21 protein-coding genes are annotated in these 22659 nt (G+C 58.2%); 13 read left to right on the top strand and 8 right to left on the bottom strand.

Annotated features, from left to right (window positions below):
- Nucleotides 1-63: 63 nt before the first annotated feature.
- Complete coding sequence (icd, locus tag HF650_RS09605; protein ID WP_023481567.1) at nucleotides 64-1314, bottom strand: NADP-dependent isocitrate dehydrogenase; 1251 nt, start codon at nucleotides 1312-1314, stop codon at nucleotides 64-66.
- A 187-nt stretch (nucleotides 1315-1501) separates the two neighbouring features.
- On the opposite strand from icd, the gene rluE reads away from it, so the two are divergent.
- From rluE to HF650_RS09565, 8 genes are all read left to right on the top strand, one after another.
- On the top strand, nucleotides 1502-2149 hold the full coding sequence (rluE, locus tag HF650_RS09600) for a 23S rRNA pseudouridine(2457) synthase RluE (RefSeq protein ID WP_187802159.1): 648 nt from the start codon (nucleotides 1502-1504) through the stop codon (nucleotides 2147-2149).
- 17 nt (nucleotides 2150-2166) lie between these two features.
- Nucleotides 2167-2625 carry an NUDIX hydrolase gene (locus tag HF650_RS09595; RefSeq protein WP_187802158.1) on the top strand — a complete coding sequence of 153 codons (459 nt, stop codon included), beginning with the start codon at nucleotides 2167-2169 and terminating at the stop codon, nucleotides 2623-2625.
- A 55-nt stretch (nucleotides 2626-2680) separates the two neighbouring features.
- On the top strand, nucleotides 2681-3787 hold the full coding sequence (gene mnmA, locus HF650_RS09590; protein WP_187802157.1) for a tRNA 2-thiouridine(34) synthase MnmA: 1107 nt from the start codon (nucleotides 2681-2683) through the stop codon (nucleotides 3785-3787).
- A 74-nt stretch (nucleotides 3788-3861) separates the two neighbouring features.
- Nucleotides 3862-4491: a high frequency lysogenization protein HflD gene (gene hflD, locus HF650_RS09585; RefSeq protein ID WP_042717549.1), complete on the top strand. Its 630-nt coding sequence runs from the start codon at nucleotides 3862-3864 to the stop codon at nucleotides 4489-4491.
- A 19-nt stretch (nucleotides 4492-4510) separates the two neighbouring features.
- Nucleotides 4511-5881 carry an adenylosuccinate lyase gene (gene purB, locus HF650_RS09580; RefSeq protein ID WP_187802156.1) on the top strand — a complete coding sequence of 457 codons (1371 nt, stop codon included), beginning with the start codon at nucleotides 4511-4513 and terminating at the stop codon, nucleotides 5879-5881.
- Nucleotides 5882-6016: 135 nt separating this feature from the next.
- Nucleotides 6017-6691 carry a two-component system response regulator PhoP gene (phoP, locus tag HF650_RS09575; RefSeq protein WP_023481368.1) on the top strand — a complete coding sequence of 225 codons (675 nt, stop codon included), beginning with the start codon at nucleotides 6017-6019 and terminating at the stop codon, nucleotides 6689-6691.
- Entirely contained in the window at nucleotides 6688-8148 is a 1461-nt protein-coding gene (phoQ, locus tag HF650_RS09570) for a two-component system sensor histidine kinase PhoQ (protein WP_187802155.1), read from the top strand. Before phoP ends, phoQ begins: the two co-directional genes overlap by 4 nt.
- Nucleotides 8149-8207: 59 nt before the next feature.
- Nucleotides 8208-9329 carry a cupin domain-containing protein gene (locus tag HF650_RS09565; RefSeq protein ID WP_187802154.1) on the top strand — a complete coding sequence of 374 codons (1122 nt, stop codon included), beginning with the start codon at nucleotides 8208-8210 and terminating at the stop codon, nucleotides 9327-9329.
- Nucleotides 9330-9563: 234 nt separating this feature from the next.
- On the opposite strand, the gene HF650_RS09560 is transcribed toward HF650_RS09565, so the two are convergent.
- Together HF650_RS09560 and pepT are read right to left on the bottom strand one after the other, a co-directional pair.
- Complete coding sequence (locus HF650_RS09560) at nucleotides 9564-10055, bottom strand: transposase (protein ID WP_187802153.1); 492 nt, start codon at nucleotides 10053-10055, stop codon at nucleotides 9564-9566.
- Nucleotides 10056-10856: 801 nt separating this feature from the next.
- Entirely contained in the window at nucleotides 10857-12110 is a 1254-nt protein-coding gene (pepT, locus tag HF650_RS09555) for a peptidase T (RefSeq protein ID WP_187802152.1), read from the bottom strand.
- Nucleotides 12111-12394: 284 nt separating this feature from the next.
- Here pepT and potA point away from each other — a divergent pair, with 284 nt between their 5' ends.
- The 5 genes from potA to HF650_RS09530 all read left to right on the top strand — a co-directional run bounded on the left by potA (nucleotide 12395) and on the right by HF650_RS09530 (nucleotide 16861).
- Complete coding sequence (gene potA, locus HF650_RS09550; RefSeq protein ID WP_187802151.1) at nucleotides 12395-13513, top strand: spermidine/putrescine ABC transporter ATP-binding protein PotA; 1119 nt, start codon at nucleotides 12395-12397, stop codon at nucleotides 13511-13513.
- Nucleotides 13497-14354, top strand: coding sequence for a spermidine/putrescine ABC transporter permease PotB (gene potB, locus HF650_RS09545; RefSeq protein WP_187802150.1), 858 nt, complete (start codon nucleotides 13497-13499; stop codon nucleotides 14352-14354). Before potA ends, potB begins: the two co-directional genes overlap by 17 nt.
- Entirely contained in the window at nucleotides 14351-15139 is a 789-nt protein-coding gene (gene potC, locus HF650_RS09540; RefSeq protein ID WP_187802149.1) for a spermidine/putrescine ABC transporter permease PotC, read from the top strand. The genes potB and potC overlap by 4 nt, the downstream gene beginning before the upstream one ends.
- Entirely contained in the window at nucleotides 15139-16185 is a 1047-nt protein-coding gene (potD, locus tag HF650_RS09535) for a spermidine/putrescine ABC transporter substrate-binding protein PotD (protein WP_187802148.1), read from the top strand. The genes potC and potD overlap by 1 nt, the downstream gene beginning before the upstream one ends.
- 124 nt (nucleotides 16186-16309) lie before the next feature.
- Nucleotides 16310-16861 (top strand): sterol desaturase family protein, encoded by a 552-nt coding sequence (locus tag HF650_RS09530; protein ID WP_187802145.1) that lies wholly within the window; start codon nucleotides 16310-16312, stop codon nucleotides 16859-16861.
- Here the strand turns inward: HF650_RS09530 and crtB are convergent.
- Genes crtB through fni form a run of 5 tightly spaced genes read right to left on the bottom strand, consistent with a single transcriptional unit; the run spans nucleotide 16794 to nucleotide 22659 of the window.
- The gene (gene crtB, locus HF650_RS09525) at nucleotides 16794-17726 is read right to left on the bottom strand and encodes a 15-cis-phytoene synthase CrtB (protein ID WP_187802142.1); all 933 of its coding nucleotides are present in this window, start codon (nucleotides 17724-17726) and stop codon (nucleotides 16794-16796) included. The two genes, HF650_RS09530 and crtB, sit on opposite strands and share 68 nt — an antisense overlap.
- On the bottom strand, nucleotides 17723-19204 hold the full coding sequence (locus HF650_RS09520; protein WP_187802141.1) for a phytoene desaturase: 1482 nt from the start codon (nucleotides 19202-19204) through the stop codon (nucleotides 17723-17725). The genes crtB and HF650_RS09520 overlap by 4 nt, the downstream gene beginning before the upstream one ends.
- Nucleotides 19197-20372, bottom strand: coding sequence for a lycopene beta-cyclase CrtY (gene crtY / locus HF650_RS09515; protein ID WP_187802140.1), 1176 nt, complete (start codon nucleotides 20370-20372; stop codon nucleotides 19197-19199). The genes HF650_RS09520 and crtY overlap by 8 nt, the downstream gene beginning before the upstream one ends.
- Nucleotides 20369-21634: a glycosyltransferase gene (locus tag HF650_RS09510; protein ID WP_187802139.1), complete on the bottom strand. Its 1266-nt coding sequence runs from the start codon at nucleotides 21632-21634 to the stop codon at nucleotides 20369-20371. Before HF650_RS09510 ends, crtY begins: the two co-directional genes overlap by 4 nt.
- Entirely contained in the window at nucleotides 21631-22659 is a 1029-nt protein-coding gene (gene fni / locus HF650_RS09505; protein WP_187802138.1) for a type 2 isopentenyl-diphosphate Delta-isomerase, read from the bottom strand. The genes HF650_RS09510 and fni overlap by 4 nt, the downstream gene beginning before the upstream one ends.

The raw sequence follows: 22659 nt of genomic DNA, 5'->3' as shown, positions 1-22659 counted from the left end.
CATTTGCTAATAATAAAAACGGGAACCAACCGGTTCCCGTTCTCGTACAACCCGCAGCGCGGATTACATGTTCGCGATAATCGCGTCGCCAAACTCTGAACATTTCAGCAGCTTAGCGCCATCCATCAGACGTTCGAAATCGTAGGTCACGGTTTTGGCAGCGATTGCGCCTTCCATGCCTTTAACGATCAGGTCTGCGGCTTCGAACCACTCCATATGACGCAGCATCATCTCTGCGGACAGAATGATGGAGCCCGGGTTCACTTTATCCTGACCTGCATATTTCGGTGCGGTACCGTGGGTGGCTTCGAACAGTGCGCACTCGTCGCCGATGTTCGCGCCAGGCGCGATACCGATACCGCCAACCTGTGCCGCCAGGGCGTCGGAGATGTAGTCACCGTTCAGGTTCATACAGGCGATAACGTCATACTCAGCCGGACGCAGCAGGATCTGCTGCAGGAATGCATCGGCGATCACATCTTTAATGATGATCTCTTTGCCGGTTTTCGGGTTCTTGATCTTCTGCCACGGGCCGCCGTCGATCAGCTCACCGCCGAACTCTTGCTGAGCCAGCTGGTAACCCCAATCTTTGAACGCGCCTTCGGTGAACTTCATGATGTTGCCTTTATGCACCAGCGTCACGGAGTCACGGTCGTTGGTGATGGCGTATTCGATCGCTGCGCGAACCAGGCGTTTGGTGCCCTCTTCGGAGCACGGCTTAATGCCGATACCGCAATGTTCCGGGAAGCGAATTTTCTTCACGCCCATCTCTTCGCGCAGGAATTTGATCACTTTTTCCGCGTCGGCAGAGTCAGCTTTCCACTCAATGCCGGCGTAGATATCTTCGGAGTTCTCACGGAAGATGACCATATCGGTCAGTTCAGGCTGTTTCACCGGGCTCGGGGTGCCCTGGTAGTAGCGCACCGGGCGCAGGCAGACGTAGAGATCCAGCTCCTGGCGTAGGGCAACGTTCAGAGAACGGATACCGCCGCCAACCGGGGTGGTCAGAGGGCCTTTAATCGCTACGCGGTAATCACGAATCAGATCCAGTGTTTCAGGCGGCAGCCAGACATCCTGGCCATAAACCTGGGTCGATTTCTCGCCCGTATAAATCTCCATCCAGGAAATTTTACGCTCACCTTTGTAGGCTTTTTCCACAGCGGCATCGACCACTTTCAGCATTGCCGGGGTCACGTCAACGCCGATACCATCGCCTTCAATGAACGGGATAATCGGGTTAACAGGAACGTTGAGCTTGCCATTTTGCAGGGTGATCTTACTACCTTCCGCCGGAACAACTACTTTGCTTTCCATTCACCTCTCCTTCGAGCGCTTCTGGTTGTTTTGCTCGCTGACTTCATGCCGGGGCGCTCAGACTGCGTCCGCTCACCTGTTACGTGAATCACACAGAGCAAACCGTTTTTTGTTAATGAATTGTAATGAGCCCGTCAATACTAACCGATAGTTCGACGCCATGAAAGGCAATCATGATTCCGCTATAATGCGGCAATTGATAACCTGTGAAAATACCATGAAGAAAACTTCTTATAGAAATCACAAGCTTGAGCGATTCAGCTCACGGCAACCCGCCCGAACGGCTGAAAAAAGCGCGCCAACGCGCGTCATTTTGTTTAATAAACCCTACGATGTTTTACCCCAGTTCACCGATGAAGCCGGGCGCAGCACCCTGAAAGAGTATATTGCCGTTCCCGGCGTTTATGCTGCAGGCCGCCTCGATCGCGACAGCGAGGGTTTACTTGTGCTGACCAACGACGGCGCGCTGCAAGCACGGTTGACCCAGCCGGGTAAACGCACCGGGAAGATCTACTTCGTTCAGGTTGAAGGCGAACCCACGGAGGAGGCCCTTGCGCAGCTGCGCGCTGGCGTGACGCTCAACGACGGTCCTACCCTGCCCGCCGAGGTTGAGCGCGTCGAGGAGCCCGCCTGGCTGTGGCCGCGCAATCCGCCGATCCGCGAGCGTAAATCGATCCCGGCCTGTTGGCTGAAAATCACCCTTTATGAGGGTCGCAACCGCCAGGTGCGGAGAATGACTGCCAACGTTGGCTTTCCCACTTTGCGCCTCATCCGCTACGCTATGGGAAACTACACGCTGGAAAACCTCGCCAATGGCGAATGGCGTGACGCTTAACTGCCAGGGAGAAATCGATGTTTAAACCCCATGTCACCGTAGCCTGTGTGGTTCATGCGCAGGGAAAGTTCCTCGTTGTCGAAGAGACAATTCGCGACAAAGTGTTGTGGAACCAGCCTGCCGGTCATCTTGAAGCGGACGAAACATTAGTGCAGGCCGCGAAGCGCGAGCTGTGGGAAGAGACCGGCATCGACGCCGCGCCGCAGCACTTTATCCGCATGCATCAGTGGATTGCGCCCGACAACACGCCCTTTTTGCGCTTCCTGTTTGCCATCGAGCTTAACGAAACGTGCGCCACTGAGCCGCACGACAGCGACATTGACCGCTGTCTTTGGGTCACGGCTGAGGAGATCCTTACCGCCTCAAACCTGCGCTCGCCGCTGGTTGCCGAGAGTATTCGCAGTTACCAGAGCGGCCAGCGTCTGCCGCTGGCAACAATCGCGGAATTTAACTGGCCGTTTACAGGGGATGCCTGAGCGAGCAGTGCGTGCTAGAATACGCCGCCCTGAAGTTCTTCGTTGTGAGTATTCTATGTCTGATAGCCCAAAAAAAGTGATCGTCGGCATGTCCGGCGGTGTCGACTCTTCCGTTTCCGCCTACCTGTTACAGCAACAAGGTTACAAGGTGGAAGGCCTGTTCATGAAGAACTGGGAAGAGGATGACGGCGAGGAATACTGCACCGCGGCGGCGGATCTGGCCGACGCGCAGGCCGTCTGCGACAAGCTCGGCATTGAGCTTCACACCGTCAATTTTGCCGCCGAGTACTGGGACAACGTCTTTGAGCACTTCCTGGCGGAGTACAAAGCCGGGCGTACGCCAAACCCCGATATTCTCTGCAATAAAGAGATCAAATTTAAAGCCTTCCTTGAGTTCGCCGCCGAAGATCTTGGCGCGGACTATATTGCTACCGGCCACTATGTGCGCCGCGCCGATGTCGACGGCAAAAGCCGCCTGCTGCGCGGTCTCGACGGCAACAAGGATCAGAGCTACTTCCTTTATACGCTGGGCCATGAACAGATCGCCCAGAGCCTCTTCCCGATCGGCGAGCTGGAAAAGCCTCAGGTGCGTAAAATCGCCGAAGAGCTGGGCCTTGCCACCGCGAAGAAGAAAGACTCGACCGGTATCTGCTTTATCGGCGAGCGCAAATTCCGCGAGTTCCTCGGCCGCTATCTGCCTGCACAGCCTGGCAAAATCGTCACCGTTGATGGCGAAGCGATCGGCGAACACCAGGGCCTGATGTATCACACACTGGGCCAGCGCAAAGGCTTAGGCATCGGCGGCACCAAAGAGGGCAGCGAAGATCCGTGGTATGTGGTCGACAAAGATGTCGAAAACAATATCCTTATCGTCGCCCAGGGTCACGATCACCCGCGCCTGATGTCGGTCGGGCTGATTGCCCAGCAGCTGCACTGGGTCGATCGCGAGCCGGTCAACGGCACGCTGCGCTGTACGGTGAAAACCCGCTACCGCCAGCAGGATATCCCCTGCACCGTCACGGCGCTGGACGACGATCGCATCGAAGTGCGTTTCGACGAGCCGGTGGCTGCCGTCACGCCGGGTCAATCCGCCGTCTTCTATCTGGATGACGTCTGCCTTGGCGGCGGCATTATCGAGCAGCGCCTGCCGCTGCCGGTTTAACTCTGTTTTAGCGATATCGGACTGGCTAACGCCCGCGCAGATGCACTCAGACGCGGGCACAAAAAGGAGTAAGTGTGGCGAAGAATTATTACGACATTACCCTGGCGCTGGCAGGCATCTGTCAGTCAGCACGTCTGGTGCAGGAGCTTGCGCACCAGGGCCACTGTGACGCCGACGCGCTGCACGTTTCCCTTAATAGCGTTATCGATATGAACCCGGACTCCACCCTCGGCGTGTTTGGCGGCAGCGAAGCCAACCTGCGCATTGGCCTCGAGTCGCTGCTGGGCGTGCTCAACGGCAGCAACCGCCAGGGGCTGAACGGGGAAGTGACCCGCTACACCCTGAGCATGATGGTGCTCGAGCGCAAGCTGGCGGCAAAAAAAGCGGCGATGGAGACGCTCGGCACCCGCATTGGCGGCCTGCAGCGCCAGCTTGAACACTTCGATCTGCAATCCGACACCCTGCTGAGTGCGATGGCCGCCATCTATGTCGATGTCATCAGCCCGCTCGGGCCGCGCATCCAGGTCACCGGCTCCCCTGCCATTTTGCAAAGCGCTCAGGTGCAGGCCAAAGTGCGCGCCACGCTGCTGGCTGGCATCCGCGCCGCCGTGCTCTGGCACCAGGTGGGCGGCGGTCGGCTACAGTTAATGTTTTCCCGTAATCGCCTGTCGACACAGGCCAAACACATTCTCGCTCATTGTTAACCTCCCGGAGTTGTGACTTATGGAATTATCCTCACTGACCGCCGTTTCCCCTGTCGATGGACGCTACGGCGATAAAGTCAGCGCGCTGCGCGGGATCTTCAGCGAATTCGGTTTGCTGAAGTTTCGCGTTCAGGTTGAAGTACGCTGGCTGCAAAAACTGGCGGCACACGCGGCGATCAAGGAAGTTCCTGCTTTTGCCGATCACGCAAACGGTTTCCTCGACAAAATCGTTACGGACTTCTCAGTTGAAGATGCGCAGCGCATCAAAACTATTGAGCGCACCACTAACCACGACGTGAAAGCGGTGGAGTACTTTCTGAAAGAGAAAGTGGCCGAGGTTCCGGAGCTGCACGCGGTCTCTGAGTTTATCCACTTCGCCTGCACCTCCGAAGATATCAACAACCTCTCCCACGCCCTGATGCTGAAAAGCGCCCGCGATGAGGTGATCCTGCCCTACTGGCGTCAGCTGATTGACGCGGTGAAAGCGCTGGCCGTTGAGTACCGTGATATTCCGCTGCTGTCGCGCACCCACGGTCAACCGGCCACCCCGTCGACCATCGGTAAAGAGATGGCGAACGTCGCCTACCGTATGGAGCGCCAGTACCGCCAGCTGAACCAGGTGGAGATTCTCGGCAAAATCAACGGCGCGGTTGGCAACTATAACGCCCATATCGCCGCTTATCCGGAAGTGGACTGGCACCAGTTCAGCGAAGAGTTTGTCACCTCATTAGGCATTGAGTGGAACCCCTACACCACGCAGATTGAGCCCCATGACTACATCGCCGAGCTGTTTGACTGCATGGCGCGTTTCAACACCATCCTCATCGACTTCGATCGCGATGTCTGGGGTTATATCGCCCTGAACCACTTTAAGCAGAAGACCATCGCCGGGGAGATTGGCTCCTCGACCATGCCGCATAAAGTGAACCCGATTGATTTCGAAAACTCCGAAGGTAACCTCGGCCTGTCGAACGCCGTGCTGCAACACCTGGCGAGCAAACTGCCGGTCTCGCGCTGGCAGCGCGATCTGACCGACTCCACGGTGCTGCGTAATCTCGGCGTCGGCGTCGGTTATGCGCTGATCGCCTACCAGTCGACTCTGAAAGGCGTCAGCAAACTGGAAGTGAACCGCGACCGCCTGCTGGATGAGCTGGATCACAACTGGGAAGTGCTGGCCGAGCCGATCCAGACGGTGATGCGCCGTTACGGCATTGAGAAGCCGTACGAAAAACTGAAAGAGCTGACCCGCGGTAAGCGCGTTGACGCCGAAGGGATGAAGCAGTTTATCGACAGCCTGGCACTGCCGGAGGACGAAAAAGTGCGCCTTAAAGCGATGACGCCGGCCAACTATATTGGTCGCGCTATCACCATGGTTGATGAGTTGAAGTAATCCCCGCCCGCTCTGCCCGCCCTCTTTCGCCGGAAAGAGGGCATCTTCCTGTTACGGTTGAGTAAATGTTTATCCCTCTTGTAACAAAATCAGCGTTAAACTATTCACTCCAAAAATAGAGGGAGAGGTCTGACGATGCGCGTACTGGTTGTGGAAGATAATGCTCTGCTGCGCCACCACTTAAAAGTGCAGTTGCAGGAGCTGGGACATCAGGTCGACGCCGCCGAAGATGCAAAGGAAGCGGATTACTTTCTGAACGAACACCTGCCGGATATCGCGATTGTCGATCTTGGCCTGCCGGATGAAGATGGCCTGTCGCTGATCCGCCGCTGGCGCAGCCATGAAGTCTCACTGCCGGTGCTGGTGCTTACCGCGCGCGAAGGGTGGCAGGATAAGGTCGAAGTGCTGAGCGCGGGCGCCGATGATTACGTCACCAAACCGTTTCATATAGAAGAAGTGGTGGCGCGCATTCAGGCGCTGATGCGCCGTAACAGCGGCCTCGCCTCACAGCTGATCTCCATGCCGCCGTTCCAGGTCGACCTCTCACGCCGTGAACTCTCGGTCAACGAAGAGGTGGTCAAACTCACCGCCTTTGAGTACACCATTATGGAGACGCTGATCCGTAACAGCGGCAAAGTGGTGAGCAAAGATTCGCTGATGCTGCAACTCTATCCCGATGCGGAACTGCGCGAGAGCCACACCATTGATGTGCTGATGGGTCGCCTGCGCAAAAAGATCCAGGCCCAGTATCCCGATGAGGTGATCACCACCGTACGCGGTCAGGGCTATCTTTTCGAACTGCCAAAATGAAACGCCTGCTGCGGCACCTCTTTCCGCTCTCACTGCGGGTGCGCTTTTTACTCGCCACCGCCGCGGTAGTGATGGTGCTGTCGCTGGCCTATGGCGTGGTCGCGCTGGTCGGTTACAGCGTCAGCTTCGATAAAACCACCTTCCGGCTGCTGCGCGGCGAGAGCAACCTCTTCTATACGCTGGCGCAGTGGAAAGAGAACACGCTTGAGATCGACCTGCCGGAAAACCTCGATCTGCAAAGCCCGACCATGACCTTTATCTACGACAAAAACGGCAAGCTGATCTGGTCTCAGCGCAATGTGCCGTGGCTACAAAAGCGTATTGAGCCGGAGTGGCTGAAAAGCGATGGTTTTCACGAAATCGAAGCGGATATTGACGCCACCAGCACGCTGATCAACGACGATCACGCCGCCTCGGAGCAACTCAGAGCAATCCGCGAAGATGACAGCGACTCTGAAATGACCCACTCGGTGGCGGTAAACCTCTACCCTGCCACCGCGCGTATGCCGCAGTTGACCATCGTAGTCGTCGATACCATCCCGATCGAGCTTAAACGCTCCTATATGGTGTGGAACTGGTTTATCTATGTGCTCTCAGCCAACCTGCTGCTGGTGATCCCGCTGCTGTGGCTGGCGGCCTGGTGGAGCCTGCGGCCGATTGAGGATCTGGCGCGCGAAGTGCGCGAGCTGGAGGAGCACCACCGCGAGCAACTTAACCCGGAAACGACCCGCGAGCTGACCAGCCTGGTGCAGAACCTCAACCGCTTGCTGAAAAGCGAGCGCGAACGCTATGACAAATATCGCACCACCTTGACGGATCTTACTCACAGCCTGAAAACGCCGCTGGCAGTGCTGCAAAGCACGTTGCGCTCCCTGCGCAGCGACAAGATGAGCGTCAGCGAGGCCGAACCGGTGATGCTTGAGCAGATCAGTCGCATCTCACAGCAGATTGGTTACTACCTGCACCGAGCCACCATGCGTGGCAGCAGCATGCTCAGCCGCGAACTGCACCCGGTCGCCTCACTTCTCGATAACCTCACTTCCGCACTGAATAAGGTCTATCAGCGCAAAGGGGTCAATATCACCCTCGATATCTCGCCGGAGGTGGGTTTTGTCGGCGAACAGAACGACTTTATGGAAGTGATGGGCAATGTGCTGGATAACGCCTGCAAATATTGCCTCGAGTTTGTTGAGGTCTCCGTTCAGCAGAGTGACGACACCCTGCACATTGTTGTCGAGGACGATGGCCCCGGTATTCCGCTGGCGAAACGCGAGCTGGTCTTCGATCGCGGTCAGCGCGCCGACACGCTGCGTCCGGGCCAGGGCGTCGGGCTGTCGGTGGCACGCGAAATTGTCGAGCAGTATGGCGGCCAGATCCTGACCGGTGACAGCCTGCTAGGCGGCGCGCGCATGGAAGTGATCTTTGGTCGTCAGCAAACGGGAATAACGGGCGACTGAACCCCCTTAACACAGCTATAATCGATTATTCAGTCCATGATTAATTGCCGGAAATGTATATGGAATATCACGTAGAGATAAACTGGCCAGATTTTATTCAACGCTACTGGCAGAAACGCCCGGTGGTGCTGAAACGCGGAATCAAGGATTTCGTCGACCCGATTAGCCCGGACGAACTGGCAGGGCTGGCGATGGAGAACGAAGTCGATAGCCGTCTGGTCAGCCATCTTGATGGCAAATGGCAGGTAAGCCATGGCCCATTTGAGAGTTACGATCACATGGGCGAAAACAACTGGTCGCTGCTGGTGCAGGCAGTGAACCACTGGCATCAGCCTGCCGCGGCGCTGATGCGCCCCTTCCGCGTGCTGCCGGACTGGCGCACCGATGACCTGATGATCTCCTTCTCAGTGCCGGGCGGCGGCGTCGGGCCGCATCTCGATCAGTATGATGTGTTTATTATTCAGGGCAGCGGCCGTCGCCGCTGGCGCGTCGGGGATAAAGTGCCGCTGAAACAGCACTGCCCTCACCCGGATCTGCTGCAGGTTGATCCTTTCGATGCGCTTATCGATGAAGAGATGGAACCGGGCGATATCCTCTATATTCCGCCTGGCTTCCCGCACGAAGGCTACTCGCTGGAAAACTCGCTCAACTATTCAGTCGGTTTCCGTGCGCCGAGCGGGCGTGAACTGATCAGCGGCTTTGCCGATTACGTGCTGCAACGTGAACTGGGCAGCCAGCGCTACAGCGATCCGGACGTGCCGGAGCGTGAGCACCCGGCAGATATCCTGCCGCAGGAGCTGGATAAGCTGCGCGAAATGATGCTCGGGCTGATTAATCAACCGGCACAGTTTAACGAGTGGCTCGGCGAGTTTATCTCCCAGTCGCGTCATGAGCTGGATATCGCCCCGCCAGAGCCGCCCTATCAGCCGGATGAGATCTACGATGCGCTGAAACAGGGTGACAAGCTGGCGCGTCTCGGCGGTCTGCGCGTGTTGCGTATTGGCGACGATGTCTACGCCAACGGCGAGAAGATCAACTCCCCGCACCGCCCGGCGCTCGAAGCGCTGGCTCGCCATAGCGTTCTCTCCGGCGAGATGTTTGGCGATGCGCTGGACGATCCCTCCTTCCTCGCGATGCTTGCCGCACTGGTAAACAGCGGGTACTGGTTCTTCGAGGATTAATCTCCTTTGGCGCCATCCGGCATCATGCCTGATGGCGCTGCGCTTATCAGGCCTACAACACCCAAAAAACATGCGAACCCGTAGGCCGGATAAGGCGTTTACGCCGCCATCCGGCAATGTGCACCGTGTCCGGCATACTGCCTGATGGCGCTACGCTTATCAGGCCTACAAAACCCAAAAAATATGCGAACCCGTAGGCCGGATAAGGCGTTTACGCCGCCATCCGGCAATGCATTAACGCCGTTCCCCGGCCTCCATATCAACGATCTCACCTGACCAATCTTTCGGATAGACTCCGGCGCGGACATCGCGATGAAAGGTGGAAAAGGGCCATTGCTCAGTACATTTCACCCATCCATGTTTTACCGGGTTGATATACACATAATCCATATGATTCCGGTAATCCCGTTCATTGCGGATAGTGTGCTCCCAAAAGCGCGGCTGCCAGACCTCTCTCTGCCCGAGCGACTTGCTAAAGGCTTTCTTAAGCTCACGCCAGCGCCCGGAAAAATCATCATCGTTTTCGGGTAATGTCCAGATACAGTGCATATGCTCCGGCAGGATAACCCAGGCGTTGATATGAAATGGCTGGCGGCGTTTCACCGTGAGCGTCGCGCGACGCAGCGTATCAATATGGCGGGTAAGAAGGTCGCTGCGCCGATCGCGCAGGTTGACGGTGAAAAACCAGGTGCCGCCGGGCACATAATGACGACGATAGTCAGACATCTGGAAACTCCTTTTCCATTCGCCATTCCTGTTGCCTGATGGCGCTACGCTTATCAGGCCTACAAAACCCAAAAAATATGCGAACCCGTAGGCCGGATAAGGCGTTTACGCCGCCATCCGGCAATGTGCACCGTGCCCGGCATACTGCCTGATGGCGCTGCGCTTATCAGGCCTACAAAACCCAAAAAACATGCGAACCCGTAGGCCGGATAAGGCGTTTACGCCGCCATCCGGCAATGTGCACCGTGTCCGACATACTGCCTGATGGCGCTACGCTTATCAGGCCTACAAAACCCAAAAACATGCGAACCCGTAGGCCGGATAAGGCGTTTACGCCGCCATCCGGCAATGTGCACCGCGCCCGGCATACTGCCTGATGGCGCTACGCTTATCAGGCCTACAAAACCCAAAAACATGCGAACCTGTAGGCCGGATAAGGCGTTTACGCCGCCATCCGGCAATGTGCACCGCGCCCGACATACTGCCTGATGGCGCTACGCTTATCAGGCCTACAAAACCCAAAAAACATGCGAACCCGTAAGCCGGATAAGGCGTTTACGCCGCCATCCGGCAATGTGCACCGCGCCCGGCATACTGCCTGATGGCGCTACGCTTATCAGGCCTACAAAACCCAAAAACATGCGAATCCGTAGGCCGGATAAGGCGTTTACGCCGCTATCCGGCAATATGCACCGTGCCCGGCATACTGCCTGATGGCGCTACGCTTAACAGGCCTACAAAACCCAAAAAACATGCGAACCCGTAGGCCGGATAAGGCGGTACGCCGCCATCCGGCAAGGCCTACCGTGCCGGGAATCCCCCCTGCGTTGTCTCACGTTCGGCGGTTAACTCTGCGATTCGCACAATCACCTGCACCGCTTTCTCCATGCCGTTCAGGGTGGCGAACTCGTGTTTGCCGTGATAGTTGTAGCCGCCGGTAAAGATATTCGGGCAGGGCAGCCCCATAAAGGAGAGCTGGGCGCCGTCGGTGCCGCCGCGGATCGGTTTCATCTCCGGTTCGATATCGCAATCGCGCATCGCCTGCTGGGCAATGTCGATAATGTGCGGAAACTCCGCCACCTTCTCGCGCATATTGTAATAACTGTCTTCAATCACCAGTTCGATATAGCAATCCGGGTGCAACCCTTTGCCCACCTCTTTGGCGATCTCCATCATCTTGCGTTTGCGCGCTTCAAACGATGCGCGCTCAAAATCACGGATTATGTAGTGCATTTCGGCGCGATCCACCGTGCCTTTAATGCTAGTGAGATGGTAAAAGCCCTCGTACCCTTCGGTCTGCTCCGGGCTCTCCTCTTCTGGTATACGCGCATGAATTTTGCTGGCGAGCGTCATGGCATTGACCATCACCCCTTTTGCCGTGCCGGGGTGAACGTTATTACCCACGATTTTCACCGTCACCGAGGCGGCGTTGAAGTTCTCAAACTCCAGCTCGCCAATGCCGCTGCCATCCATGGTGTAGGCCCACTTCGCGCCAAAGGCTTCAACATCGAAATATTTCGCCCCTTTGCCCACCTCTTCATCGGGCGTGAAGGCCACGCAGATATCACCGTGAGGAGTGTTTTTTGCCTTCAGCACCGACAGCGCGGTCATGATCTCCGCCACGCCCGCTTTATCATCTGCGCCAAGCAGGGTTTTGCCGTCGGTAGTAATCAGCGTATGGCCGAGCAGCTGATGCAGCACCGGGAACATCACCGGCGAAAGGATTTCGTCGCCGACACCCAGCGCAATATCACCGCCACGGTAGTTTTCGAGGATCTGTGGGTTAACGTTTTTGCCGCTAAAGTCGGGCGAGGTGTCGACGTGGGAGATAAAACCAATGGCCGGAACCGGCTTGTCGACGTTAGATGGCAGTTTCGCCATCAGCGTGCCCTTATCGCTTAAGGTCACGTCCACCAGCCCCATCTCAGTAAGCTGGTCTTGCAGTAAATGCAGGAGCTTCCATTGGCTATCCGTACTTGGCACCTGCCGCACGCCGGGCTTCGATTGCGTATCCAGCGTTACGTACTGCAAAAAGCGCTCTAATAATTTATCCATAAAGCCCCCAAACAAAATGTCACAACATTATCAGTAAGCGTGAAAAGACAAATATTGCGTCAGGTCACTTTTACCCGGTAAACGAGAATATTTTAAAGTTCGTCGTATTAAACGTAGTTGAGAAAGTGACTGATTGAGCGGGGAAAAGCCATCAACGATTGGCGATTTAACCGCTTTGCCGTAGAATGCCAGCCCTTAAATCGTGCACAACCCTGAAGGTGGTTCATCACAAACCCCGCATCTGATACGCCCTCCGATGCGCAAACACGGGACAGAGTCAAAAATTGAATACACAATCGCGTTCGCGTTCACCGCTGGTTGAGCTGGCCGGTCTTCGCAAAAGCTTTGATGGCAAAACGGTAATCTCCGATTTCAATCTCACCATTAATAACGGCGAATTTCTTACGCTGCTCGGCCCTTCCGGCTGCGGTAAAACTACGGTTTTGCGCCTGATAGCCGGTCTTGAGAGCGTCGATGTCGGTCATATCCAGCTGGATAACCAGGATATTACCCACGTTCCAGCGGAACATCGCCATGTGAATACCGTTTTTCAAAGTTACGCCCTCTTCCCGCACATGACCGTGTTTGAAAACGTGGCGTTTGGCCTGCGGATGCAAAAGACGCCTGCGGCCGAAATCGGCCCGCGCGTTACCGAGGCGCTGCGCATGGTGCAGCTGGATGAGTTCGCCCAGCGTAAACCGCACCAGCTCTCCGGCGGCCAGCAGCAACGCGTCGCCATCGCCCGCGCGGTGGTCAATAAACCACGTTTACTGCTGCTGGATGAGTCCCTCTCCGCCCTCGATTACAAGCTGCGCAAGCAGATGCAGAACGAACTGAAAGCGTTGCAGCGCAAGCTTGGCATCACCTTCGTCTTTGTAACCCACGATCAGGAAGAGGCCCTGACAATGTCCGATCGCATCGTGGTGATGCGCAACGGGCGCATTGAGCAGGATGGCACGCCGCGTGAGATTTACGAAGAGCCGAAAAACCTCTTTGTCGCCAGCTTTATCGGCGAAATCAATATCTTCAGCGCCACGGTGATGGAGCGTCTCGACGAGAGCCGCGTGCGCGCCAATGTCGAAGGGCGCGAGTGCAATATTTACGTCAACTTCCCGGTGGAGAGTGGTCAGCAGCTCAATGTGCTGCTGCGCCCGGAAGATCTGCGCGTTGAAGAGATCAACGATATTGCCGAGGTCGAAGGGCTGATTGGCTACGTGCGCGAGCGCAACTATAAAGGCATGACCCTGGAGTCGATGGTTGAGCTGGAAAACGGCAAGATGGTGATGGTCAGCGAGTTCTTTAACGAAGACGATCCCGACTTTGACCACTCGCTGGATCAGAAGATGGCCATCAACTGGGTCGAGAGCTGGGAGGTCGTGCTGGCTGATGAAGAGCACAAGTAAATTCCAGAAAGCGGTGATCGCGACCATCGTCGGCTGGCTGGTGCTGTTTGTCTTCCTGCCGAACCTGATGATCATCGCCACCAGCTTTTTGACCCGCGACGACGCCAGCTTCGTCAAACTGGTCTTCACGCTGGATAACTACGCGCGGCTGCTCGATCCGCTCTATTTCGATGTGCTGCTCCACTCGCTAAATATGGCGCTAATTGCCACCCTCGCCTGCCTGCTGCTCGGCTACCCCTTTGCGTGGTTTCTGGCAAAGCTTCCGGCGAACGTGCGCCCGCTGCTGCTCTTTTTGCTGATTGTCCCCTTCTGGACCAACTCGCTGATCCGCATCTACGGGCTGAAGATCTTCCTTAGCACCAAAGGCTATCTCAACGAATTCCTGCTCTGGCTGGGGGTGATCGACACGCCCGTGCGCATCATGTTTACGCCAGGCGCGGTGATTATTGGCCTGGTCTATATTCTGCTGCCGTTTATGGTGATGCCGCTCTACTCCAGCATTGAGAAGCTCGACAAACCGCTGCTGGAAGCGGCGAAAGATCTCGGTGCTAGTAAGCTGCAAACCTTTCTGCGCATTATCATTCCACTCACCATGCCGGGAATCATCGCTGGCTGCCTGCTGGTGATGCTGCCGGCAATGGGGCTGTTCTACGTCTCGGACTTAATGGGCGGAGCGAAAAACCTGCTGATCGGCAACGTGATTAAGAGCCAGTTCCTCAATATTCGCGACTGGCCGTTCGGCTCGGCGACCAGTATCACCCTGACGCTGGTGATGGGGCTGATGCTGCTGGTTTACTGGCGCGCCGCGCGTCTGCTTAATAAAAAGGTGGAGCTGGAATGATCGGTCGTCTCTTCAGAGGCGGTTTTATGGCCGCCATTTACGCTTACCTCTATATTCCGATCATCATCCTGATCGTGAACTCCTTTAACAGTTCGCGCTTCGGCATCAACTGGCAGGGTTTTTCGACCAAGTGGTACGGCCTGCTGATGAATAATGACAGCCTGTTGCAGGCGGCGCAGCACTCGCTGACCATGGCGGTGCTATCTGCCACCTTTGCGACGCTTATCGGCGCACTGACGGCAGTGGCGCTTTACCGCTACCGCTTTCGCGGCAAGCCATTTGTCAGCGGCATGCTGTTTGTGGTGATGATGTCGCCGGATATCGTGATGGCGATCTCCCTGCTGGTGCTGTTTATGCTGCTCGGCGTGCAGCTCGGCTTTATGTCGCTGCTCTTCTCGCACATCACCTTCTGCCTCCCCTTTGTGGTGGTGACGGTCTTCTCGCGCCTGAAAGGGTTTGATGTGCGCATGCTGGAGGCGGCGAAAGATCTCGGTGCCAGCGAGTTCACCATTTTGCGCAAGATTATCCTGCCGCTGGCGCTGCCTGCCGTGGCGGCGGGCTGGCTGCTCAGCTTTACCCTGTCGATGGACGATGTGGTGGTCTCTTCGTTTGTCACCGGACCAGGGTATGAGATCCTGCCGCTGAAAATTTATTCGATGGTCAAAGTGGGTGTTTCGCCGGAGGTGAACGCGCTGGCCACGATTCTGTTAGTGCTGTCGCTGGTGCTGGTGATCGCCAGCCAGCTGATTGCTCGCGATACGACGAAAGCTAAGAGGACAACTTAATGAAAAAATGGTCACGCCACCTGCTCGCCGCAGGCGCGCTCGCCTTCGGTATCAGCGCCGCGCACGCGGATGATAACAAAACGCTCTACTTCTATAACTGGACCGAGTATGTGCCGCCAGGCCTGCTGGAGCAGTTCACCAAAGAGACCGGCATCAAAGTGATCTACTCGACCTACGAGTCGAATGAGACGATGTATGCCAAGCTGAAGACCTATAAAGAGGGTGCCTACGATCTGGTGGTCCCCTCCACCTACTTTGTCGACAAAATGCGCAAAGAGGGGATGATTCAGAAGATCGATAAGTCGAAGCTGACCAACTTCCACAACCTCGATCCGCAGATGCTCAACAAGCCCTTCGACCCGAGCAACGACTACTCGATCCCCTATATCTGGGGCGCAACGGCGATTGGCATCAATAGCGACGAGATCGATCCGAAAAGCGTCATCAGTTGGGCCGATCTGTGGAAACCGGAGTATAAAAGCAGCCTGCTGCTGACGGATGACGCCCGTGAAGTGTTCCAGATGGCGCTACGCAAGCTCGGTTACTCTGGTAACACCACCGATCCGAAAGAGATTGAAGCGGCTTACAAAGAGCTGCAAAAACTGATGCCGAACGTCGCCGCCTTCAACTCCGATAACCCAGCTAACCCCTATATGGAGGGGGAAGTGAATCTTGGGATGGTGTGGAATGGTTCGGCGTTCGTTGCGCGCGAAGCGGGCACGCCGCTGGAGGTGGTGTGGCCTAAAGAGGGCGGTATCTTCTGGATGGACAGCCTGGCGATCCCGGCGAACGCGAAAAACGTCGACGGCGCGCTGAAGCTGATTAACTTCCTGCTGCGCCCGGAGATCGCCAAACAGGTGGCGGAAACCATCGGCTACCCGACACCAAACCTCGCCGCACGTAAGTTGCTCAAGCCAGAAGTGGCTAACGACAAATCCCTCTACCCGGATGCGGAAACCATCAGCAAGGGCGAGTGGCAAAATGATGTTGGCAGCGCCAGCGCGCTGTATGAAGAGTATTATCAGAAGCTAAAAGCCGGTCGCTAAGATCGCAGATCGCCAGCCGGTGCGGCACTTTTCGCGCCGGCGGCGATAAAAAACCCGCCGCTGTCGTTGTGTATCCGCGCGACTGCACTAGAGTCAATGGATGTCCGGTTAATAAGGGATACCGATGCTCGTCTTATGGAACACGCTGATCACGCTTGCTACCGTCGCCGCGATGGAGATTATCGCCACGCTTGCGCATAAATATGTCATGCATGGCTGGGGCTGGGGCTGGCACCGCTCGCACCACGAACCGCGCACCGGCGCCTTTGAAGTCAACGATCTCTACGCCGTGGTCTTCGCCCTGCTGGCGATTGTGCTGATCGCCCTCGGCACCGCCGGTTTCTGGCCGCTGCAGTGGATTGGCGCAGGCATGACGCTCTATGGCGCGCTCTACTTTATGGTACATGACGGGCTGGTGCATCAGCGCTGGCCGTTTCGCTACGTGCCGCGCCGCGGCTACCTGAAACGCCTCTATATGGCGCACCGCCTGCACCACGCGGTGCGCGGCAAAGCCGACTGTGTCTCATTTGGTTTTCTCTATGCCCCGCCGGTTGAGGATCTGCAACAGACCCTGCGCCAGCGCAAACGGGCGGAGCATGAGGAGAAGGTCAGCGCGCGCGAGAACGCTGCCAAAGGTGAGCAGGACGCGGCGCAGGCTGCGACAGACGGGAAGTAAGCGCCATTCCTGCGCCTTTCGCCAGTAAGCCGAGCTTCTCGGCCTTGCTGGTGCCCTGGCGCTGTTCCCATGCTGCCGGTCCGGCGGCCATCACTTTAATGCCTATCTGCCGGTAGACGCCGTGCGCGGCGGCAATCGCCCACGCCGAGCGCAGCGGCAGGCCGCGTAGCCCCGCTTTCGCCGACGCGTAATAGGGTTCAGCGGCCATCACCAGCCTGCGTGCCAGCCGCGCGATATGCTGCCGTTTCGCCGGGTCGGCGATCTCACTGGCCCTCATCCCCTCCTCCGCCAGCCACTGCGCAGGCAGATAACAGCGCCCATTTTCGGCATCTTCAACAATGTCGCGGGCAATATTGGTTAACTGGAATGCCAGCCCTAAATCGCAGGCGCGATCGAGCACCGCTTCATCGCGCACGCCCATGATCCACGCCATCATCAGGCCAACTACGCCCGCAACGTGATAACAGTAGCGCAGCGTATCATCAAAGGTGTGATAGTGGGTTTCGCGCACATCCATGGCGAACCCCTCGAGGTGCGCAAAGGCCAGCTGAGCGGGCATCTCATGCTGCGTGACCACCTCCTGGAAGGCGGCAAACGCCGGTTGGTTCATCGCTTCGCCGTCAAAGGCGCGCTGGGTCTCTAGGCGCAGCATCTCAAGGCGCGCCAGCGCGCTCTCCTGCTGCGGCAGCGCAGTGCGAAAGCCGAGCTCCTGCTCATCAATCACATCATCGCAGTAGCGGCACCAGGCATAGAGCATCAGCGCGCTGCGGCGCGTGGCGGGATCGAACAGCTTCGAGGCGGTGGCAAAACTTTTCGAGCCGACGGTTATCGTCTCCGTCGCATGGCTCATTAACGCATCATTCATCCGCTGAGCGCCTCAACCATCAACCCTGCCGTCGCTTTCGCCGAACCGATCACGCCGGGAATGCCCGCTCCCGGGTGAGTCCCTGCACCAACGAGATAGAGATTATCGATCTCGCTATCACGGTTATGGGGGCGGAACCAGGCGCTCTGGCGCAGGATCGGCTCCACGGAGAAGGCGGAGCCGAGGTGCGCACTAAGCTGGTCGCGGAAGTCGACCGGGGTGAACATGCGCTCGGTGACCAGCTGCTCGCGTAGGCCGGGCATATAGTGTTGCTCAAGATAGGCAAAGATGCGATCGCGCAGGCGCGGCCCCTCGACGGCCCAGTCGATCTTCGCGGTGCCAAGGTGCGGCACCGGCGCAAGCACGTAATAGCTGCCGCAGCCGGGCGGTGCCAGCGAGGGATCGGTGACACAAGGCGCATGCAGATAGAGGGAAAAGTCCTCCGCCAGCGCTTCGCCGTGGAAGATCTCCTCAATCAGTTCCTTATAGCGCGGCCCAAAGCAGACGGTGTGGTGCGCCAGCTGATCGTGATGATGATTGAGACCAAAATAGAGCACAAACAACGAGTTGCTCATGCGCTTACGCTTCAGCGAGGCGGCGCGTTTCGCCCCGGTTGGATGGTGGCCAAGCAGCTTCTCGTAGGTGTGCACCACATCGGCATTCGACGCCACGGCGGCGGCCGGAATGCGGCGGCCATCTTTTAACTCGACGCCGGTAATACGTTTCCCGTCCGCCTCCAGCTTGCTCACTTCGGCGTTCAGCTCCAGCGTGCCGCCGAGATCTTCAAACAGCTTCACCATTCCCTGCACCAGCGCCCCGGTGCCGCCGCGGGCAAACCAGACGCCCCACTCCCGCTCAAGGGCGTGGATCAGCGTATAGATCGACGAGGTGGCAAAAGGGTTACCGCCCACCAACAGCGAGTGGAAGGAGAAGGCCTGGCGCAGATGCTCATCCTCAATAAATTTGGAGACCATGCTGTAGACGCTGCGCCACGCCTGCAAGCGCATCAGCTGCGGGCCGGCGCGCAGCATATCGCGGAAGGAGAGGAACGGGACGGTGCCAAGCTTCAGGTAGCCCTCTTTAAACACCGCTTTTGAGTAGTCGAGAAAACGGCGATAGCCCTCGACGTCGCGCTCGTTAAAGCGGCGGATCTGCGCTTCCAGACGAGCCTGATCGTTGTCGTAATCAAACACCTTCCCCTGCTCCCAGCAGAGGCGATAGAACGGCGTCACCGGCAGCAGATCGACGTAATCCGCCATCTTTTTACCGGACAGCGTAAAAAGCTCTTCAATGGCGCTGGGATCGGTAATCACCGTTGGCCCGGCGTCAAAGGTAAAGCCCTGATCCTGATAGACATAGGCGCGGCCGCCGGGCTTGTCGCGCTGCTCCAGCAGCACGGTTGGCACGCCCGCCGCCTGCAGCCGAATGGCTAACGCCAGCCCGCCGAATCCGGCCCCGATGACGATGGTTTTATTCATGATTGAAGGCTCGCAGTCCAGGTGTGTGTTTAAGTACGGCGCGCATGGCTTCGCCCACCGGTACCGGCGGTTTTCCTGTCAGGATCCGCGCTTTATCAAAAAAGGTAAGTCTGTCGGCGTAAAAGCGGGCGATCAGCGCCGGGTTGAGGCCATAAAAACGCTGCATCACCTGCCATCGCGCGCTGGCGTCGCCCGCCAGAAACAGCATGCGGTTGAGCATGCGGTAGAAGCGCTGCTGACGCCAGACGCGCTCAGCGTAGTGCTTGATCAGGGTAAAGAGTTTATCGCCCTCAGGTGCCGGCTGCGCAGCGATAAGATCCGCCAGCGCCACCGCGTGCGGCAGAGAGTAGCCGGTTGTGGCGTGGAACAGCCCGGCGCGCAGGCCGCTACAGGGTTGCGACGCGCGCGACTGCCAGAAGGCGCGAATATCGCCATCCAGCGTGATCGGCAAGTTACCCTGCTCTTCACGCACCAGCGTGGTCAGCCTCCAGCCCTGCTGGCGTGCGTAATCCGAGATGTGCTGGCGCGCCTCATCGCCGCTGAGGGTGGGTCGGTCAATATAGTGGGTGTCTTCGATCAGCACCTCGCGCGCCGAGAGCGGCAAGGTGTAGACAAAACGGTATCCCTGGGCCTGGTCGACGGTGGCATCCATCAAAATCGGCTGCTGAAGCAGGTGCGGCTCGGCAAGCTGCCAGTGCTGGCCGAGAAAAGATTGAAAACCTGGGGTCAGATGGGCATCCGGTAGGTAGCCGCGCCCGTCAATCACCGCCCCGGCGTGCAGCGTTTCCCCGCTCGCAAGCGTCACGCTCTGCGGCGTCAGGCCCGTGACCGGCGTATCCGTTAATAGCGCAGCGCCGAGAGTGTCGGTAAGTTTCTGCGCGAAGTGCTCTGAACTGATGCTGAGATAGCCGCCCTCCAGCGTACGCTGGCGCGCCGGAAAACGCACTTCGTAGCCCGGCCAGCGGTGGCTGACCAACGGGGCGATCCAGCGGTGCTGTGCCTCCGTCAGATCCGCCTGATGGAATGACCAGGTGTGATTGCCGCCCGGCTGTGCGCCCGCTTCAACCATAAGCAGGCGCAGATCGGGCCGGGCATGATGCAGACGCCAGGCAATAAGGCCGTTCGCCAGCCCGCCGCCCACGAGGATCAGATCCCAGCGCTGGCTCATAACGCACCCGCCATCACCGGCTGCCTGCTGGTCAGTGCAAGTTCAACGATCTGCGCCGCGCGCGGTGCGCCGCCCGCCTCCTGCAACGGTTGCTGCATTGCGGCAAGCCTTGCGGCGTAGCGGTTATCCGCCAGCAGCGCGCGCAGGTTTTTCTCCACCCGCGCGCTGCTGGCAAAGCGTGATACCCGGCGACCAATCTGCTGGTACTCCACCCGCGCCGCGACGCCGGGCTGATCGAAGGCCAGCGGGATCACCAGAATCGGCGTGGTGCTGTTGATGGCGTCCATCACGGTATTCATGCCGCCGTGGGTAACCACCACATCGGCATCGCGCATGACTGCTGTCTGATCGGCAAAGTCAGTGACTTCCGCCCCGCGCGCGATCAGCTTCTCAACCTGACGCGCGTTCAGCCCGCCGCAGTGGGCGATCAATAAACGAACATTCATGCGCCGACAGGCGCGGGCGATGGTGCGAAACAGCCGGTAGCGGTGGCCCTGTAAGGTGCCGAGTGAGGCAAAAATCAGCGGGCGCTCTGCGCTCGTTGGCCTATCAGGCGTAACCGCCTGCGGCTGGCGCAGCGGCCCGACGGCATGAAACCAGCCGGGTAGCTGGCGCGGAAAATCGAAGCAGGTCAGCGTCTGGCTGATGTGTGCCAGCGGCGAGAGGCACTCATGCATCGCGTTACGCGCAGGCAGCCCTAAGCGGCGCGCATGATGAGCGATCACCGCATTCTGGCGCGCCATCACCTTGTCATAAACCTGGGTGCTGGCGCGGTAGAGTTTTTTGCGCCGCTCGCCGCGCGCATAGCGAAATGGCATCACCGGCAGCGGAATGGTTTCATCCCGGTTAACCGGCAGCGCGCAGGCGACGGAGACAAACGGCAAGCCCAGCGCCTCTGCCGCCAGCCCACCGGCAGGCTCCATCTGATCGACAATCACCCCATCAACGTCAAGCTGCGTCAGCGCGGCAGGCAGTGCGTGGCAGAGCATATCGGTGGTGCTCGCCAGATCCTTAATCAGGCGAATAATGCCCGGCCCTGCGGGGTGCGCCATCAGGCGTAAGGTGCGTTGCAGGCGGGCGGGCGGATGGCTCTTTTCGCCAACCGCGCAAAAGCCGATGCGCGGATCGTGCAGTAACTGCTGCGCGCCAGCCTGATTAACAAAGGTGATACGGTGGCCGCGCGCGATAAGCGCCTGCGCCAGCGCTTCCAGCGCGCGCATATGGCTGTAGAGCGGCGGTGAGATCACAGCATAGTGGCTCATGCTTCACGCACCAGCGTCGCCTGGCGTAGCGCCTCCAGGTTAGCGCTGCCGGTGCAGAAACAGGCGACACGAAGCTGATCAATTACCACCTGGAAGTGGGCGGCAACGGTTTCACACGAGACGGTGGCGCTGCCGAGCACGGCCGCAGCCTGCCCCACCAGCGAGGCACCGAGACGCAGCGCTTTCGCCGCGTCAATGCCGTTCGCAATGCCGCCGGAGGCGATAAGCGGCATTTCTGGCATCGCCTGTTGCAGGTCGGTCAGCGCCTGCGCGGTCGGAATGCCCCAGTTGGCAAAGGCCATCGCCACGGCGCGATGATGTGCCTGGGCGGCGCGCTCGCCCTCAACCGCCGCCCAGCTGGTGCCGCCCGCGCCAGCGACATCAAGCATCGCCACACCGGCGTCGCGCAGTTGCCGCGCGACGTTGACGGATAATCCGGCGCCCACCTCTTTAACCACGACCGGAACAGGAAGTGCCACCACGGTTTTCTCAATCGCTGCCAGCACGCCGCGCCAGTCGCGATCGCCACCGCTTTGCAGCGCTTCCTGCAGCGGATTGAGATGAATAATCAGCGCGTCAGCTTCAATCATTTCAACTGCGCGACGGGCATAATCAACCCCCTCAGGGCCGGCAATCTGCGCCGCGCCGAGGTTTGAGAGCAGTGCGATATCCGGTGCCAGCTGGCGCAGTTCACGGGTTAAGCCAGAGTTCTCCTGGCTCTCCAGCGCCACACGCTGCGAGCCGACGCCCATCGCCAGGCCAAGCCCCTGCGCTGCCTGTGCCAGATGGCGGTTGATCATTGCCGCCCGGCTGGCACCGCCGGTCATCGAGCTTATTAACAGCGGCGCGCGCAGGGTTTTCCCGAACAGCCTGCAGCCAAGATCGATCTCATCCAGATGCAGCTCCGGCATTGCGCAGTGTTCAAAACGCCACTGCTCAAAACCAGTGGTGCGTTTCATGGCGCTGTGTGGGCTGTTAAGGACGATATCGAGGTGATCGTTTTTACGTTTCGCCAGATCCTTCAT

This window comes from Kosakonia sp. SMBL-WEM22, from assembly GCF_014490785.1.
In the GTDB taxonomy this organism is placed as follows: domain Bacteria; phylum Pseudomonadota; class Gammaproteobacteria; order Enterobacterales; family Enterobacteriaceae; genus Kosakonia.
The sequence above is the reverse complement of the archived record's forward strand: the minus strand, read 5'-3'. Positions and strand labels throughout refer to the sequence as shown.

Coding starts and splice junctions, on each gene's coding strand:
- phoP (WP_023481368.1), top strand. CDS start 6,017: ATGCGCGTACTGGTTGTGGAAGATAATGCTCTGCTGCGCCACCACTTA.
- pepT (WP_187802152.1), bottom strand. CDS start 12,110: ATGGATAAATTATTAGAGCGCTTTTTGCAGTACGTAACGCTGGATACG.
- HF650_RS09565 (WP_187802154.1), top strand. CDS start 8,208: ATGGAATATCACGTAGAGATAAACTGGCCAGATTTTATTCAACGCTAC.
- crtB (WP_187802142.1), bottom strand. CDS start 17,726: ATGAATGATGCGTTAATGAGCCATGCGACGGAGACGATAACCGTCGGC.
- potB (WP_187802150.1), top strand. CDS start 13,497: ATGAAGAGCACAAGTAAATTCCAGAAAGCGGTGATCGCGACCATCGTC.
- HF650_RS09510 (WP_187802139.1), bottom strand. CDS start 21,634: ATGAGCCACTATGCTGTGATCTCACCGCCGCTCTACAGCCATATGCGC.
- potC (WP_187802149.1), top strand. CDS start 14,351: ATGATCGGTCGTCTCTTCAGAGGCGGTTTTATGGCCGCCATTTACGCT.
- HF650_RS09520 (WP_187802141.1), bottom strand. CDS start 19,204: ATGAATAAAACCATCGTCATCGGGGCCGGATTCGGCGGGCTGGCGTTA.
- HF650_RS09530 (WP_187802145.1), top strand. CDS start 16,310: ATGCTCGTCTTATGGAACACGCTGATCACGCTTGCTACCGTCGCCGCG.
- phoQ (WP_187802155.1), top strand. CDS start 6,688: ATGAAACGCCTGCTGCGGCACCTCTTTCCGCTCTCACTGCGGGTGCGC.
- crtY (WP_187802140.1), bottom strand. CDS start 20,372: ATGAGCCAGCGCTGGGATCTGATCCTCGTGGGCGGCGGGCTGGCGAAC.
- purB (WP_187802156.1), top strand. CDS start 4,511: ATGGAATTATCCTCACTGACCGCCGTTTCCCCTGTCGATGGACGCTAC.
- HF650_RS09595 (WP_187802158.1), top strand. CDS start 2,167: ATGTTTAAACCCCATGTCACCGTAGCCTGTGTGGTTCATGCGCAGGGA.
- mnmA (WP_187802157.1), top strand. CDS start 2,681: ATGTCTGATAGCCCAAAAAAAGTGATCGTCGGCATGTCCGGCGGTGTC.
- potD (WP_187802148.1), top strand. CDS start 15,139: ATGAAAAAATGGTCACGCCACCTGCTCGCCGCAGGCGCGCTCGCCTTC.
- rluE (WP_187802159.1), top strand. CDS start 1,502: ATGCGGCAATTGATAACCTGTGAAAATACCATGAAGAAAACTTCTTAT.
- fni (WP_187802138.1), bottom strand. CDS start 22,659: ATGAAGGATCTGGCGAAACGTAAAAACGATCACCTCGATATCGTCCTT.
- icd (WP_023481567.1), bottom strand. CDS start 1,314: ATGGAAAGCAAAGTAGTTGTTCCGGCGGAAGGTAGTAAGATCACCCTG.
- HF650_RS09560 (WP_187802153.1), bottom strand. CDS start 10,055: ATGTCTGACTATCGTCGTCATTATGTGCCCGGCGGCACCTGGTTTTTC.